17 protein-coding genes are annotated in these 14,285 nt (G+C 54.1%); 4 read left to right on the top strand and 13 right to left on the bottom strand.

The window, feature by feature from the left end; all coding sequences use genetic code 11:
• Positions 1 to 68 precede the first annotated feature (68 nt).
• Positions 69 to 1,325, top strand: a complete 1,257-nt coding sequence (locus H4J77_RS05310; protein ID WP_182247372.1) for an MFS transporter — start codon at positions 69 to 71, stop codon at positions 1,323 to 1,325.
• 43 nt (positions 1,326 to 1,368) lie between these two features.
• Here the strand turns inward: H4J77_RS05310 and H4J77_RS05315 are convergent, their stop codons facing one another.
• The 11 genes from H4J77_RS05315 to H4J77_RS05365 all read right to left on the bottom strand — a co-directional run bounded on the left by H4J77_RS05315 (position 1,369) and on the right by H4J77_RS05365 (position 9,163).
• A complete protein-coding gene (locus tag H4J77_RS05315; protein ID WP_182247374.1) occupies positions 1,369 to 1,998 on the bottom strand; it encodes an N-methyl-D-aspartate receptor NMDAR2C subunit in 630 nt (209 codons plus the stop codon).
• Positions 1,999 to 2,014: 16 nt separating this feature from the next.
• The gene (locus H4J77_RS05320) at positions 2,015 to 2,260 is read right to left on the bottom strand and encodes a hypothetical protein (RefSeq protein ID WP_182247376.1); all 246 of its coding nucleotides are present in this window, start codon (positions 2,258 to 2,260) and stop codon (positions 2,015 to 2,017) included.
• A 14-nt stretch (positions 2,261 to 2,274) separates the two neighbouring features.
• A complete protein-coding gene (locus H4J77_RS05325; protein WP_182247378.1) occupies positions 2,275 to 3,180 on the bottom strand; it encodes an NAD(P)H-binding protein in 906 nt (301 codons plus the stop codon).
• 197 nt (positions 3,181 to 3,377) lie between these two features.
• On the bottom strand, positions 3,378 to 3,899 hold the full coding sequence (locus tag H4J77_RS05330; protein WP_182247380.1) for a hypothetical protein: 522 nt from the start codon (positions 3,897 to 3,899) through the stop codon (positions 3,378 to 3,380).
• Positions 3,900 to 4,030: 131 nt separating this feature from the next.
• Complete coding sequence (locus H4J77_RS05335) at positions 4,031 to 4,447, bottom strand: DUF4174 domain-containing protein (protein WP_182247382.1); 417 nt, start codon at positions 4,445 to 4,447, stop codon at positions 4,031 to 4,033.
• A gap of 141 nt (positions 4,448 to 4,588) precedes the next feature.
• Entirely contained in the window at positions 4,589 to 5,068 is a 480-nt protein-coding gene (locus tag H4J77_RS05340) for a nucleoside deaminase (RefSeq protein ID WP_182247383.1), read from the bottom strand.
• Between the two features lie 954 nt (positions 5,069 to 6,022).
• A complete protein-coding gene (locus H4J77_RS05345) occupies positions 6,023 to 6,592 on the bottom strand; it encodes a DUF4339 domain-containing protein (RefSeq protein WP_182247384.1) in 570 nt (189 codons plus the stop codon).
• A 293-nt stretch (positions 6,593 to 6,885) separates the two neighbouring features.
• Positions 6,886 to 7,290, bottom strand: coding sequence for a lysozyme inhibitor LprI family protein (locus H4J77_RS05350; RefSeq protein WP_123891331.1), 405 nt, complete (start codon positions 7,288 to 7,290; stop codon positions 6,886 to 6,888).
• 103 nt (positions 7,291 to 7,393) lie between these two features.
• Positions 7,394 to 7,579, bottom strand: a complete 186-nt coding sequence (locus H4J77_RS05355) for a hypothetical protein (RefSeq protein ID WP_182247385.1) — start codon at positions 7,577 to 7,579, stop codon at positions 7,394 to 7,396.
• Positions 7,580 to 7,896: 317 nt separating this feature from the next.
• Positions 7,897 to 8,097, bottom strand: coding sequence for a hypothetical protein (locus H4J77_RS05360; RefSeq protein ID WP_182247386.1), 201 nt, complete (start codon positions 8,095 to 8,097; stop codon positions 7,897 to 7,899).
• Positions 8,098 to 8,941: 844 nt separating this feature from the next.
• Positions 8,942 to 9,163 (bottom strand): cysteine-rich CWC family protein, encoded by a 222-nt coding sequence (locus tag H4J77_RS05365; RefSeq protein WP_182247387.1) that lies wholly within the window; start codon positions 9,161 to 9,163, stop codon positions 8,942 to 8,944.
• 407 nt (positions 9,164 to 9,570) lie between these two features.
• Between H4J77_RS05365 and H4J77_RS05370 the strand changes: the two genes are divergently transcribed.
• The 3 genes from H4J77_RS05370 to H4J77_RS05380 are packed head-to-tail and all read left to right on the top strand — an operon-like array spanning position 9,571 to position 12,338.
• Positions 9,571 to 10,941 (top strand): NAD(P)/FAD-dependent oxidoreductase, encoded by a 1,371-nt coding sequence (locus H4J77_RS05370; RefSeq protein WP_182247388.1) that lies wholly within the window; start codon positions 9,571 to 9,573, stop codon positions 10,939 to 10,941.
• Positions 10,938 to 12,029: a DMT family transporter gene (locus H4J77_RS05375; protein ID WP_123890014.1), complete on the top strand. Its 1,092-nt coding sequence runs from the start codon at positions 10,938 to 10,940 to the stop codon at positions 12,027 to 12,029. The genes H4J77_RS05370 and H4J77_RS05375 overlap by 4 nt, the downstream gene beginning before the upstream one ends.
• A 15-nt stretch (positions 12,030 to 12,044) precedes the next feature.
• Complete coding sequence (locus tag H4J77_RS05380; RefSeq protein WP_123890016.1) at positions 12,045 to 12,338, top strand: hypothetical protein; 294 nt, start codon at positions 12,045 to 12,047, stop codon at positions 12,336 to 12,338.
• 263 nt (positions 12,339 to 12,601) lie between these two features.
• On the opposite strand, the gene H4J77_RS05385 is transcribed toward H4J77_RS05380, so the two are convergent.
• A complete protein-coding gene (locus tag H4J77_RS05385) occupies positions 12,602 to 13,249 on the bottom strand; it encodes a DUF2569 family protein (RefSeq protein WP_182247390.1) in 648 nt (215 codons plus the stop codon).
• A 72-nt stretch (positions 13,250 to 13,321) separates the two neighbouring features.
• Positions 13,322 to 13,876, bottom strand: coding sequence for a hypothetical protein (locus tag H4J77_RS05390; RefSeq protein WP_123890020.1), 555 nt, complete (start codon positions 13,874 to 13,876; stop codon positions 13,322 to 13,324).
• Positions 13,877 to 14,285 lie beyond the last annotated feature (409 nt).

The raw sequence follows: 14,285 nt of genomic DNA on the forward strand, positions 1-14,285 counted from the left end.
AAGCAGGCAAACCGTCCGCCTTGCGGCTGCGAACATAAAACAATCAGCAAGATAACAAGAGAGTCACGATGTCCCAGAGTACGAACCGTCCCAACATGGTACTGACCGTGTTGTGCGGCACCCTTACGTCCCTGGTGGTGATTGGTTTTGCCCGCCTGGCCTATGGAGTAATCCTGCCATCGATGCGCAGCGACCTTGGGCTTTCGTACCAGCAAGCTGGCTTGCTCAGCACGGTAGCCGCTTTGTCTTATGTGTGCTTTGTACTGGCCGGTGGTTTGGCTGCTGCGCGCTGGGGTGCCAAGGCCTCTATTCTGTTTGGCATGCTATTGGTGGCGGTGGGCTTTGCCGGGCTGACACTGGCAGCCAACTTTTGGCTGATCGCTGTGCTGATGGCCCTGCTGGGCATTGGCGCGGCCTTTGCCTTTGCCCCCATGATCGCGCTGCTGGCCGCCTGGTTCCCGGACCACCGCGGCCTGGTGATCGGCTGCATGAGCAGCGGTGTGGGTATCAGTGTGCTGGTGACTGGGCTGCTGGTGCCGCAGCTGTTTGCCATGTTTGGCGAGCAGGGCTGGCGAGTCAGCTGGGGTGTGTTCGCCGCTACTGCCTTTGCCGTCAGCGCCATCATCTTTGTGTTTGTGAAGAACCCGCCGCAGAGCGCGGCGAGCGAGCGCGGCCCGATACCCGCTGATGAAAAGTGGCTGATCTACCGCAACCCACGGGTGCTTATTGTCGCCGCTACCTACGGCATTATCGGCCTGGGCTATATAGTGCAAACGGTATTCATGGTCAGTTTTATGGTCGAGAGCGGCTTCACCGAGGCCCTGGCCGGGCGCTATGTCGCCATGATGGGCCTGCTCTCGATCTTCGCTGGGCCGCTGTGGGGCTGGGTGTCGGATTTCTGGGGCCGTGGTAACGCGCTGGCTATAGCCCTTTTTCTGGTCATTGTGGCCGTGGGCTTGCCGCTGATCGGCCAGACGCAGTCTTTCTTCTTCTGTCACTACCTGCTGGTTGGCATGTCGCTCAACGGCGTGTTCTCGATGATTCAGACCAGTGCTACGGATCAGGTCGCCCCGCGCTACATTCCCATCGCCTTTAGCTTTGCCACGCTGTTTTTTGCTGTCGGGCAGTTCCTGGGTCCGGCGATTGCTGGCTGGCTGATTGAAACCACAGAGAGCTTTATCGCGGCCTTCACCTTTACCGTGGTGGTACTGTCGATTGGCTTTGGTCTGGCGCTGCTGATTCGGCGCTTTCCGAAAGAGCTGGCGGTGGGCGAACCGAGTGAAATGTTAGCTGAGGCCACGGCAGATACCGAAAAATCTGCTTAAGCCTCAATGCCGTCGTCTGGCTCCAGCGAGGCGGTACGAAACCTCAGCCCTGAGCCAGTTGCTGCAGCGAGTGGCTGAGATTTTGTTGCGCTTTCGGCTCCAGCCGCTGTTGCAGGGCGGGCGTTTGGTAGAGTGGCTGGCGCGCCAGAAACCCTTGCAGGATGTGGGCTCGGCCAGCGCGAAAGGCAGCCTCGGGCACATGGGCATACTCCTGCCGCACCTGCGTTTCATACTCCGCAAAGCGGGCGCGCTCGGCGCCGAGAATCGCCAGATCAATATCCACCAGCAAGGCTTCATCTGCCGTCTTGGGCCGGGCATCGTGACGGGTAATCAGGATCAGGCGCTGGATGGTTGCCACCCGTTCCGCATCCACACCCGCTTGCCGCAGTGCGGCTACCGCCCAGTCTGCACTGCGTGCTTCGTTGTCTGTGGCAAACACATCGTAAATGGCATCATGAAACCACAGCGCCATTTCCACCTCGCCGGGCTCTTGCGCGTGCGAGCGATAGCGGTCAAACAGGCTCAGGCACTCGGCCAGGTGCTGCTGCGTATGATAATAGCGCTGCGGTTCTGCGTAGGCTGCGATCAAGCGCTGCATCAGCTCATCGCCGCTACCGGCAACGCCCAGCGCGGCCCAGCAACGGCTCCAGGAAGAGGTTAGTCGCTCGTTCATAGTGGACTTGCTCCGCTTAGTGAATGCTGCCGCCCATACCTTGCAGCAACAACCAGCCGATAGCCGTCAGAACCAGGGGCGTTACGCCGACCACCAGCCCCGCCTGCATCGCAAAGCTGGACATGGGACTGGGCTTGAACGCCGCGTAGATGCAGGCCGCAACGCCGATGACGACCAGCGCTATGAGCGCCGGGATAGCGGTGATAGAAAGCAGTATGGCTAGAACAAACAGGGCGAGCAGTGCGGCAATACGTTTTCCCATAGTAGGCTCCATCCTTAAGCGGATTTGTCAGCGGCGTAGGCCAACACCGGATCTTCTGCCTGATGTTGTAACAGACTGGGCAGGCGGTTTTCGTCGGGCACATTGTCTTTGCACAGCAGCTCCCAGTGACCAAAAGAAAAGGGGCTGAAATGGATCACATCGAACAGGTGAGCAGCGGCACGGGCAATCCAGCCCGGTACCGACAGGCAGACCGCGTTCTTGTCCGAGTAGCGGCTACGCAGCGCGCGGATATAGTGCTCGAAACTGAGTGCCTTTGCTCCGCCAAGCTCATAGATGCGGGAGTGATCAAGACCAATCTCGCTGGCGTTGCCCATACATAACCGGGCTAGCGCCAAGCCTGCATCATCGACAGTCAATGCGGCAATATTGCCCCTGGCGGATGCCGGCACCACAAAGACCGGCAGCTTGGCAATCGCACGCAGCCACTCGGCACCAAAGCCGCCATCACCTTCCAGCAGGGAAGGGCGCGCAATGATCCAGTCACCTTGCGACGCCATGATCGCGCGTTCGCCATGGTATTTAGAGGTCAAAAACCGGCTTTTGCAGTCAGCGGAAAGCCCCAGCGCAGACACATGCACAAAGCGTTTCTGCGCCGCATGGCAGGCCTGCGCAAGGGCTTGCGGGGCCAGATGGTGAATCGCCTCATAGCTTTCGCCGCGACGCTGCCGAAGAATCCCCACGCAATTCAGGATCACGTCGTATTGTTCAACGTCCTGCGCCCAGTCTGCGCTGGACTGCCGCTCCTCAAGCCGATATCGCGCTTGCCTGAACTGGCTATCTGCTCTCGGGTTGCGGGTGCCAACAGTGACGTCCGCCCCTGCTATCGCTAAATGCTTGGCGGCATGCCGCCCGATAAAACCATGGCCACCAAGAATCAGTACTTTCAGGGTTGCTCCCACCGGCTGTCGTTCCTTGTTCAAGTAATCTGATGCGGATCTTGCCTGTTTCCCTGCCAGCCTTCTATTACGCAGTAGCGGTTTCAGCAAAAAAGGGCTTTAGTCTGAGCGGTTACCTGGCACGCGCGCGGCAGAAAATACCGCTGCTGCGTGCCTTACAACACTATTCAGTGCGGCGGCTAAGCATCGAGCGTTTTGGATTACAGACGGTCTTTAACTGCCAACAAACGTTTGATTCTGGGTTGGATGAACCAGATCCCCACCGGTAAAAACAAGAATGCCAGCGTGGTCCTCGCCTGCGAGCTCTCAACCCGCGATCTGGCTAATTCGCAGGCAACGAGTTTTTGCGCTACGTGGGTGCTGGTCAGGTACCAGGCGCCAACCATCAGGACAAGCATCGACCACACGAAGACCGACGGCGCGATTGAGGTCTGCGCAGACAGTTCCGGAGCCACAACTAACGGGACCACAAGCATCACGACCAGCAGCGCACAAAACAGGCTTTCGGCCCGTACTGGTCGATAACCACAAAGCCGTCCCAGGTCGACATTAAGCTGATAGAGCCAGAGCAGCTCAATAGTGGTTACCAGGGTGGCCAGAATATTGACTACTGCGGTACTGTTCGCGCTGTCGCTTGCCAGCAAACTAACCAGCCAATAAGCACCATAAAAAAGACAGAATAAAGCCAGCGGTGATGCGCCATAAAGCTTCTTCACAAACATCTCAACATGCGTCCTGTTCGGCTTTATTTCGTGTTATCGGTACAGGTTAAGCAACTGCTGCGCGTGTGCCCGCAATGCGTCTTTGAGTTCAGGCGGTTCCAGCGGCGATTGTCGACAGCGTGCATGATACGTCACTCACGCATTTCGCTCTGCCGCATGGGCATAGCGTCGATGGCCGAGAACAAGGTATCGAGATCCAGCGTATCTAACCGACGCTTGGTGCCGCCATCCTTGCCAATCAGGATGGTTTCACCCGCGTTCAAGGTGTATTTCGCCATCAGGGTCTCTCGCAAATCGGCTGTCAGATAGCCCTGATAGTTGGTCTTGATCGTCTGGCCGTTGATAACAAACCAGATGACATCGCGCTCATTTATCTCAGCAACGTTTTGCTCAAGTAACGCGGCCGCGTTGGCGCCAGCCTGCGGCTCGCTGACGATGATGATACGGTTTTGCCATTTGAGGCTGGTTATATCATTGAGCATGACTCGCTCCTGGCTTTGCGCAACAACGCTGAAGAGACACAGAAACAGGGTGAGCAGGTATTTCATGGTTGGCCTCAGCAGTGTTCTGGTGAATGGAAACGCCCGGCAGTGCCCCCGTCCACCCCTGGCAGCCGCAGGCTTTTGGCGTCAGATAGCCGCATATTGGGCAGCATGAGGCTTTTCAGGTTATTGGCACGCGAGTGATGACTATGATGAGCCATGGAAGCGACGGTGTAGCGCGTGCACCTGTTCGAAAAGCCCCGGAACGGGACCATCAACTACCAGGTTTGGCACTACTTCACCTATAGGTAGCGCTCGTACGGCAGGTGCTGGAACGCCGAGATCGGTAAGCCATTCGGTCAATTGCTCGGAGGAACTTACGTACACGATACGCCCCAGTCCGACCCAGCCGTGTGCTGCAGAACACATTGGGCAATGCTCTCCAGAAGTATAGACAGTTGCTTCGGCTCTGGCTTGCGCGGTCATATTCGCCGCCGCCCACCGTGCAATCTCGAACTCTGGGTGGCGGGTTAGATCACCGGAGGCAACGTGGTTGTGGTCTTCAAATAGAACCTCCCCGTCCGCTGCTACCAGTACCGAGCCGAATGGCTCGTCACCCAGCTCTAGCGCCTGCGTTGCAAGTTCTATGCAGCGATGCAGGTACTTTAGCTCTCCATCATTCACCATGATGCTTTCCTCGGATATTGGATATGGGGATCGGCGGCATAAAGGCCGCTAAGGCTAATGCCCGGCAGACGAATGTCGCTGGCCATAGTAGCCGCTCGCCTGGGCATGGTCACTCAGTCGTACTCTACTATCGGTTCAACCAGATCATCCAGAGCAGCGCCCAACCGAGGCCAGATGAAAGCAAAAGCCGTCGTTCTGTTGGATATGCATGTGGCAATGCTAATGGTTGGATGGGAAGGTTCATGATGAGGGACTGGGGGGGGCGGATGACAATCAATGCTGGCTTTGACCTGCTCATCCGCACCCAGTTGCTCGGCGATCTTGGTATTACGTCAGGCTGTTTCAGTATGTGAAGTGGGTGATTGATCTAAAGCGGTTTTAATATTACCTATCATCAGGAAATAGATGATGATGGGGCTTATTGGGGAGAATATAACGCTAAGCCCACACCACGAGAGCCAACTTTTACCCAGCCTACTCGCGATGATACCTAGCGAGATAAGCCAGGCCCACCCGGCTACCAGCATTAAAAGTAATGATACTACGGCGATAGCTAGAGCCAGGCCGCCTGGTTCAGTGCCCGGGTCAGAGAAAGCGGGTATTAACATAATTGGAATAGTGCACAGCATGCTGAGTGGATACGTAAAGTAAAAAACCTTTGCCAGGAAAGGGGTTATTTTTTATTGTTCATTATCGTTTCCTTTTTTATGTTGCTAGCGCCTGCCTGGCACACGATGTGTTGGCATGGCTTTTCCTTTTTTTGCCAAAACCAGGGCAGCTAATCACTGTCGTCGTTGAGGCATTTGTTAATGTGCGCGCAATCATATCGGTAACGAGGGTCAGATAAAAAAGTCTGGCTTTGACTTGCTCATCTGACCTCGATCATCCCCCAACATCGACACCCGCCCTGTGCAGCGCACAATAAGTGCAGGCTAGACGTAAGTTGGTTAAAATTTATACGCTAAGCATAATGACAAAGCAGACGATCCACACTGCAAAATAGGCGTAATTATGCTTTAGCGCTTTGGCTCGCTGAAAGAGATACACCGGAACCAGCCAAACCCACCCCTTGAACTTATCAATATTGTGCCCGGCATTGGTTAATCGTTTGCTGTCGAATAGTGAGAGTGCAATATTCAGGGCCACTGTGACATACCAGAATTCAGCATCGTATATGGCTTCTTCGACTCGGTACTCGTTGTCACCGTAAATAATTCCAGCCAAAAACCCTTCAAGAAATAGACCAATAAGCGGCGCAAAGGCAAGAAACCAGACAATTGTGTTATTAACGCCTTCCCCGGTAAGCGGTGGTGGTGAGGTATCGTCGAGGTGAATCTTCAGTGCCGTATTTTCGACCTTCATCCAATCAGGAAACCCTTTTTGCCAAATAAATGACCCTTGAGAAACGGTTCCATTGGTTATCAATTCAATTATTTCACTTTCAGAAACGCCTCCCTTTCTCACTCCATTGACTTCATAAAACCAAGGTAGCGTTTGAGGCTCTATTTCTTCTACGCGATTCATCTTTGCTTTTTTCCGTATGGTTTATTTAACGCCCGATCTTACGGGCTGGTTTGCATTCGCGGAGCGGGGGAGAGCTTGTCCCGTGTAGCGACTGACTAGGTGCTTCTTAACTCAGGCTTATGCGCAATTGCCGATTAACTAATCGATGCCCTCATCTCGAATTCAAAATCATCTGCTCTTACTGAACTCCAGGCAGGTGTTTCTATAAGCATACCGTTTGGTTAAGGAGCGGACTTCTGCCGGTCCCAAGTGAACGTAGTGAACGGTTTGCACCCGTTATTAGGCCTATGTAATCATTGATAACCTGCAAGCTCGCGAAGCTCTATTGCTCTGGAGATGTTTAGCATCATTGGGCAATATGAGTACATCGGAGAGCCTATATAAGAACCAGAAAGCTCACAGTGGCTATCTCGATAGGCTATCCAAGCCTGCTGTGTCTTCTCAAATTTCAGAGCGTCATCAGTAGAAGAGGCGGAAATATACTTATAAATTGTTCTGTAAAGCAATGTTATTTCTTTTTTTGCACTGTCAGATGCAAGTTCTGCACAGCCGTGAACGACATTATTATTTATAGGTGCTTGCTCATCTACGCAAGTAGAATAGATAGCGTAATGGTCAATTAAACTGTCTTCTGCATTAGCGTAGAAGCTTAAAGTTAGAAAAAGTAATGACGCGAGAACTTTTGATGGTGTTGGCACGACACTTCCTTTTTGGCCTAACGTTTGGTTAAGGGGCGGGCTTTAGCCCGTCCCAGTGAGCGAAGCGAACGGTTTGAACCACTTGTTAGGCTTTACTCATATTTCAGGTGGATTTTTTCTGTTGCGCTATCGGCCATTCTTTGTGAGCCAAATATAGCAGTGCAAAAAAATTTGCTACCGGCACTAAGAAAAGCAAGCCAATAAAACCCTTAAAGCCTGCGCGTGAAAATACCCGCCAGCCCGCAAAGCCGATTAAAGCCCAGATTGCAATGAGAATTAGATATGCCATTAAACTTTCTCCTTAAATTCTGGCCACTCGGAAAATGCCAAGTACAGTAAAAATGCAAGATTCAAAGCTGGAAGCCAGAATACAAATTTCGGCGTGTCTTTAAAGCCAGCCTTATCGTATATTTTTGAGATTGCATACCCGCTGGCTAGCCACATTGCGAGTACAACTATTAGTTCTATTACCACCATTTGTTTCTCCTTATTGGTGTTTATGGGTTCCGTTGTGTAGGACTTTGGTTTTGGTCTAACGCCCGCCATCACGGGTGATGGCGGGCGCGAAGCACAGGTTTTGGCGCCCGGTGCATGGCCTTTTTATGTTCAGTTACGGCTGAGCCTCACATGCTGAGAAGTGCAATCAACTGTAGAAACAGTTCCCATGAAAGCATTTAGCTTTACCCCGCACTTTTCGATGTTCAGTCCATTATTGCCATCGCTTGATATGTTAGTCACATACGGACCTGCGGTGGTGCAACCTGCCACCGAAGCAACCAAAAACAGGGCTGCTGCCAACTTATTCATACCTTCTCCCTACTTCACTTAGTGTGTAAAATATAGCGTAGAGCTTTGCGGCGATTTTGTAGCCGCGAAGCGGTGGAGAAATTGTCCGACAAGAGCGACTTGTTAAGTGATTCCCTGCTCATGACCATTCCTCCAACTCCGAACTGCTTCCGTGGCTAAATCCCCCAAGCTTTTGGTCTCATCTCGGCCTATATAATTGGACTGGCTTCCAATAACTATCGGTGCTGAATAATGTATGTCGTACGCCAGTTTGCTAAGGTAATCGTGGCCGCCGGATTCGTAGAGCATTCGTTCGCTGTCGTCGAGTTCAATCATGTAGCTATAGCCAACGAAGCTGTGATTGCAGTTTGCATCCAAGTAGAGCTTTCCTTCATGTTCGAAGAGGAACCACTCCTGTTCTTGATGATCGATTACTCTCATAGTGGCTTCACTTAACAGTGATTAGATCGCACGCGGTGTTAATGCATAACCGCGCGTTCGATATAACTCCGCATCGGAGTATTCAGGCGTGCTGTTTTTTGCTTTTAAATTCATTGGTTTGCAGGCTCCGCTTTGGTGTCTTGTGTATTCGCGCGACGTCGATATTTCACGCAGGCATTACTACCTCATCCCATTTGGGTAGCGTCCTGTTGGAGGGCGCTAAGGCATAGTTTTTTGAGAAGGGAGTGGTGCTGGAGGTGTGGTGATGGTCCGGCAGTTCCTTTGCTCTGGTCTGAGCATAGTGCAGGCCTTCGGCCAGTTCTAGTGCTTTTTTGCCATCATTGGGTCTAGGCGGACAGAGGAGTGGTCTGTATGTGCAATAGAGTTTGCACTTTAGCGCGATAGAGTCAGTTGCCGCGTCTTGTTACTTGGCGTCTTTCGCTATGGCGTTGGTCGCTATGCCGGCAGCGCAGCGGGGGCAGAGGCAGGCTTTGTTGATTTGCTCGGGCGGGATTTGTGCCAGGGCTTCTTTGCTGACGGCTACATTAAAACACCAGCAAGGTGCGGTGGTCTCCGCGCCGTCTGCGAGATTGCACTGGTTGGCGTTGCCGCAGAGCGGGCAAAGCTCAGTCTGGATTGGCTGCATCTTTATTTACTCCGTGTGGCAACTTGGGTTTTGAGCGGCCTGCAAGCTGATTCTGGCTGTTTTGCCGGGTGGCGCTGAAAACTCTGTTACCTGATATGTGGTAAGGTGCCCGCCCTGGCATACGAGTTACCAAGCAGTCTTCTCCAGCTTGACCAGTTCGAGCGTCTTCTTCTGGCGTTTCTCGAGATCTCGCGTTTTACCGGCGGCCTGCCCGCCTTTGGCCTTCTGTTTCACCCACAGATGCAGCCTTCATCACTGCGCCTTCGGTATACCGACATTAGTGCGCATCACCATAGAGCTTGAGGGTTTGACCGCTGCCGGTCGAGCCGCGCTCTTTTCCGCGTTTCATCTTCGTTTGGTCAACGCTGGCCCAGCGAACGATACATCGCCTGAAAATAGGAGTCATTATGACTTTTAGAGTTGCCATTCTCGGTGCCGGCCCTAGCGGCCTGGCCCAACTACGTGCCTTTGAAGCAGCCCGCCGCGACGGTGCTGAAATCCCCGAGATCGTTTGTTATGAAAAACAGAGTGATTGGGGCGGCATGTGGAACTACACCTGGCGCACCGGTCTGGATGCTTACGGTGAGCCGGTGCACGGCAGCATGTATCGCTATCTCTGGTCCAACGGCCCCAAGGAATGCCTGGAGTTTGCTGATTACAGCTTTGAAGAGCATTTTGGCCGCCCAATCCCGTCTTACCCGCCGCGCGCGGTGCTACGCGATTACATCATGGGCCGCGTGGCCAAGAGCAACATGCGTCAGTACATCCGCTTCAATACGGCGGTGCATTGGGTAGCGCATGACGAGAGCACCGGTAAGTTTGCGGTGACCGTGCGTGATCTCAAGCAGGATGAGATGAGCACCGAGGAGTTCGATCATGTGATCGTCGCAACCGGTCATTTCTCGACGCCCAATGCGCCTTACTTTGAAGGGCTGGAGCAGTTCCCGGGCCGTGTGCTGCACGCACATGATTTCCGCGATGCCTGCGAGTTCAAAGGTAAGGACCTGCTGTTGATCGGTAGCAGCTACTCGGCAGAAGACATCGGCACCCAGTGCCACAAGTACGGTGCCAAGTCGGTTACCTTCAGCTATCGCTCCAAGGCGATGGGGTTTGATTGGCCGGAGTCCTTTGCCGAGGTCCCGCTGCTGACCGGTGTGACCGGCAAGACCGCGCATTTCAAGGATGGCACCAGCAAAGACGTTGACGCGATCATCCTCTGTACCGGGTATCAGCATCACTTTCCCTTCCTGCCCAACGAGCTGACGCTGACCACGCACAACCGTCTTTATCCAGAAGGTTTGTACAAAGGCATTGTTTCGCTGGCCAATCCCAAGCTGTTCTTCCTGGGTATGCAGGATCAGTACTACACCTTCAATATGTTTGATGCGCAGGCATGGTATGCCCGCGACATCATGCTGGGCCGCATCACGCTGCCCGCTGCCGATGTGATGAAGGCCGACACCGAGCAATGGGTCGCCCGTGAAGAGCAGGTGGCTGATCCCTTTGAGGCGATCGACTTTCAGGCTGCTTACATAATCGATCTGCTGGAGCCTACCGATTACCCGGCCTTTGATGTGACCGGCGTAGCGGACATCTTCAAGGAGTGGGAGCACCATAAGGAAGCGGACATCCTCGGCTACCGTAACAAGAGCTACCGCTCGACCCTGACCGGCACCCTGGCGCCGGTGCACCACACGCCCTGGATGGATGCGATGGACGATTCTCTGGAGGCCTTTCTGGCCAAAGAGACGGCCAAGCCAGCCAAGGAACCCGCATGAGTCAGCCGAGCCTGAGTCAGGCGCGGTCACGTTTCACCGCCAGTAGCATTCGGTGGGGCTTTATGTGGGCGCTGTGGTGCGCGGTCCTGTGGGGCGCCTGGTATATACCGGGTTCAGCGGTCTGGTTTGAAGCGCCCTATGTTGACCTGACCTTCGATACCAACGCGGAGTTCTTGCTGGCGGCCGCCGTGCTCACGACCTTCAATGCCATCGGCGTGTTGTTCTTTCTGTTTGTCTGGAACGGCGTGTTAGGCAAGTTGGGCGAGTACGTGCGCACGCTCAGGCAAATGCGCTACATCTCCAAGTGGTTCTTCATCGGCGCCATTTTTGGCGGCCCGATGGCGATCTTTGGCTCCTATCTGGCGATTGGTTACATCGGCGGGGCCTTTGCGGCCATCTCGGCGCTGATGTATCCCATTGTTGGCGCTACCCTGGCGCGGCTCTGGTATCAGGAGAAGATTACCCGGCGCGCAGCCGTGGGCATCTTTATCATCCTGGCCGGTGGCATAACCGTATATGCGCCCGGCATCATCGCTGAATTCAACGGTACCGGTGACGCCGGCTGGTTGGGTTATCTTGGCGGTGCCATGGCGGCGATTGGCTGGGGCGTTGAAGGCGCCATTGCCGGTCGTGGGCTGGATGTGGCTGACCCGGATGTGGGCATTACGGTGCGCTTTACCGCCGAAGTGCTCTACTGGGTGCTGCTGATCCTGCCAGCCATCTGGCTCTTTACCGATCAACCGGTAGTCGAGCTGGTGGTGGCCACGTTTAACTGGGCTGCTATTGGCTGGCTGAGTCTGGCGGGCGTCACCTTCGCCTTCTGCTACGTCTCCTGGTACAAGTCGTTCCCGCTGATTGGCGTGGGGCGTGGGCAGGCGATTGCGGCCTTGTACGGTCTCTTTGCGGTGATCTTCCTCGCCGCCTTTACGCTCAAATTCCCGGAATGGAACTTCCTCGCTGGCCTGGTGCTGTTTGTGTCCGGTGGCTTTGTGATGTTTACCGAGAGTGACGACGTGCTGGAAGTGGTACGGGCCGTATCGACCGACAGCGAAAAAGCCAACGCCACCGCGAATGCGGGCAACCTGTGAGCATTGGAGCAAACCATGAATAGATTGCACATGAAGGGCCGTATTCTGCAGCTGATCCACGATCAGCAGCATCACGGCATCTGGGACTGGCAAGTGACCGACGCGCTGATGGCCGAGTACGGACTTAGCGGCGCCTACTGGCGCGGCAATACGCGCGTCACCCTGACCGACCTGTTCTCCAGCGGCATCATCGAGAGCGTTGAAGAAACCCTGGATGACCAGGCCTACTTTGGCGCTGGCCGTGTGTTGTTCAAGTTTCGGCTGAACGACTTTGGTCGACAACGCATGCTGGATACCGCACTGGTTTAATAACCGGTGCGCCCATACCTTTTATTGAGGAGATATCATGTCTGATTTCTGGGGTTTTCCCGGCGCGGATATTCTCGCCGTCGTGGTGATCATCGTGCTCAGTAGCCTGGCGCTGTACCAGGCTCGCACCTTTGTCACCAAGATCTAAGTGTTGCCTGTCTGCCGCCTAACCTGGCGGCAGGCATTTCCTGCTGCTCTCTGATTAAAATAGTGTCCCAGTGGATGTCAGCATTAATGCTCACGGGAGCAGATCAGCAACCCCTTCAGCCTTCCGGCTTAGACTCAGTCCAGCTTGCGCCGGTATTCGCTAAAGTCGAATTGCGGTTCACGAAATCGTTGTAATTCCAGTGTCCGTTCCAATTCTCCAACACGTATTTCACGCGCTGTGACAAGAAGAAATACAGGCAGGTTATGCTTGTCGGTATCAGGGCAATCACGCTCAATATGATGTCTTCAGGGAAGTAGAGAAGGTCAATTACCGCACCTATAATGCCTAGCGTAACCTGCCCGAGTAGCGCATACCGCAGCAACATGGTGTTGCGTCTGTTGCGTTGACTGGCAAAGAGCAGACGTACGGCAAAGATGGAAACCACAAGCGAAGCGAACAGCGCGGGCATAGCACTAAAGAATGCCAGCCAGTAGGTTTGCAAGTCGTACCATAGCGACGGTTGGAAATACTCTCCAATGACCGGGTAGATCAATATTGCGGTGATAATGGGGCCGAGTATCAGGCCGATATAGAAATAGAAGAGCCACCCGCCTATCGCCATTTTCCTCGTGCTGTATACGATCAGCGCAACCAGAATGAATGGCATTAGTCCGGTCGTAGCACCTCTGAAGGGTTCGTGTTGCTGAGCTATCGCTAGGGCCGGCGTCATGGTGGTGGCAGCCAAGAACATTCTTATTTTCATTGTTATCTCCCTTTCGTGACCATCTGTTGGCGCCATCAACGGGCTTTCTCTGGCCGTTGATGGCTAAGTGCGTCAGTTAGTCAGCAGGCCGTCATTCTTCATGCGCGCCACCAGAGTACGGTAGGTGTTCTGGTAGATGTCTCTTTCGACTTTCATCGGGTTGTCCGAGAAGGGCATGGCCAGCAGCATAGGTAGCCACATGACCATGGTCGCAGAGTCGGACACATCATATGTGTACTCCTGCTCGCCATCTTTGGCGGTGGCCTTGAGGTGAACGCGCAATGTTGCCCACGAAGGAATGACGCCAAAGGTGAAGCCGGTGATCATTGCCGGGATGCCGGCACCGGGAGTGCTGTGATTCACGGCTACGCCTTCGATGACCACATCTGCCTGCTCTGCTGTATCGACAATATCGCAGCAGCCGGATGAGCGAATAGCCGTGTCAAACTGGCCCTTGTGCAAGGGATTTCGTTCGACGCCGCGCCAGGTGCTGAAGACCTTGATGCGCTCCTGGTTTTCCACGCTATAGCTTGCGCTATCGAGGGTGGGTAGGTCGTTGGCTTTAAAGGCGGCGCATCCTGAGGTCATCAGGATTGATGTGATAACAAGCATTCCCAGCATTTTCATTGTGTGTCTCTTCTTTTTGTTTGTGCTTACTAATGGGTTAAGAGTGGCTGGCAATGGCCCGCCGAAATACCGCTTTAAGGCTGTAATCCTGGTTGCGTTCTCCTCGGTGGTTTCCGCCACCACGGCATATGTAGGTTTGCTATCAGTGCCTGCAGGCGGTATCTGGCCGGCCGCAGATGAGGGCGGATGGGCTGGATGTTGTGGGGGGAGGGCAGCGTAGTACTCGGTGGGTGTTGCAGCTGGCAGATCCCTTGCCTGAGCAAAGAATAGTGCAGGCCGGTTTTCATTAAAAGTGTTTTTCGGCGGCCGCTCGTATCCTTTTACAGGTGAGTCGGCTGCTGCTTACTCTTGATCTCGGGTGCCTAAATGTCGCTTATCAGTGCGGAGCATCCGAGTGGTTCGCCATCTC

It is taken from the genome of Pseudomonas sp. 5Ae-yellow (assembly GCF_014077575.1).
GTDB lineage: Bacteria > Pseudomonadota > Gammaproteobacteria > Pseudomonadales > Pseudomonadaceae > Halopseudomonas > Halopseudomonas neustonica.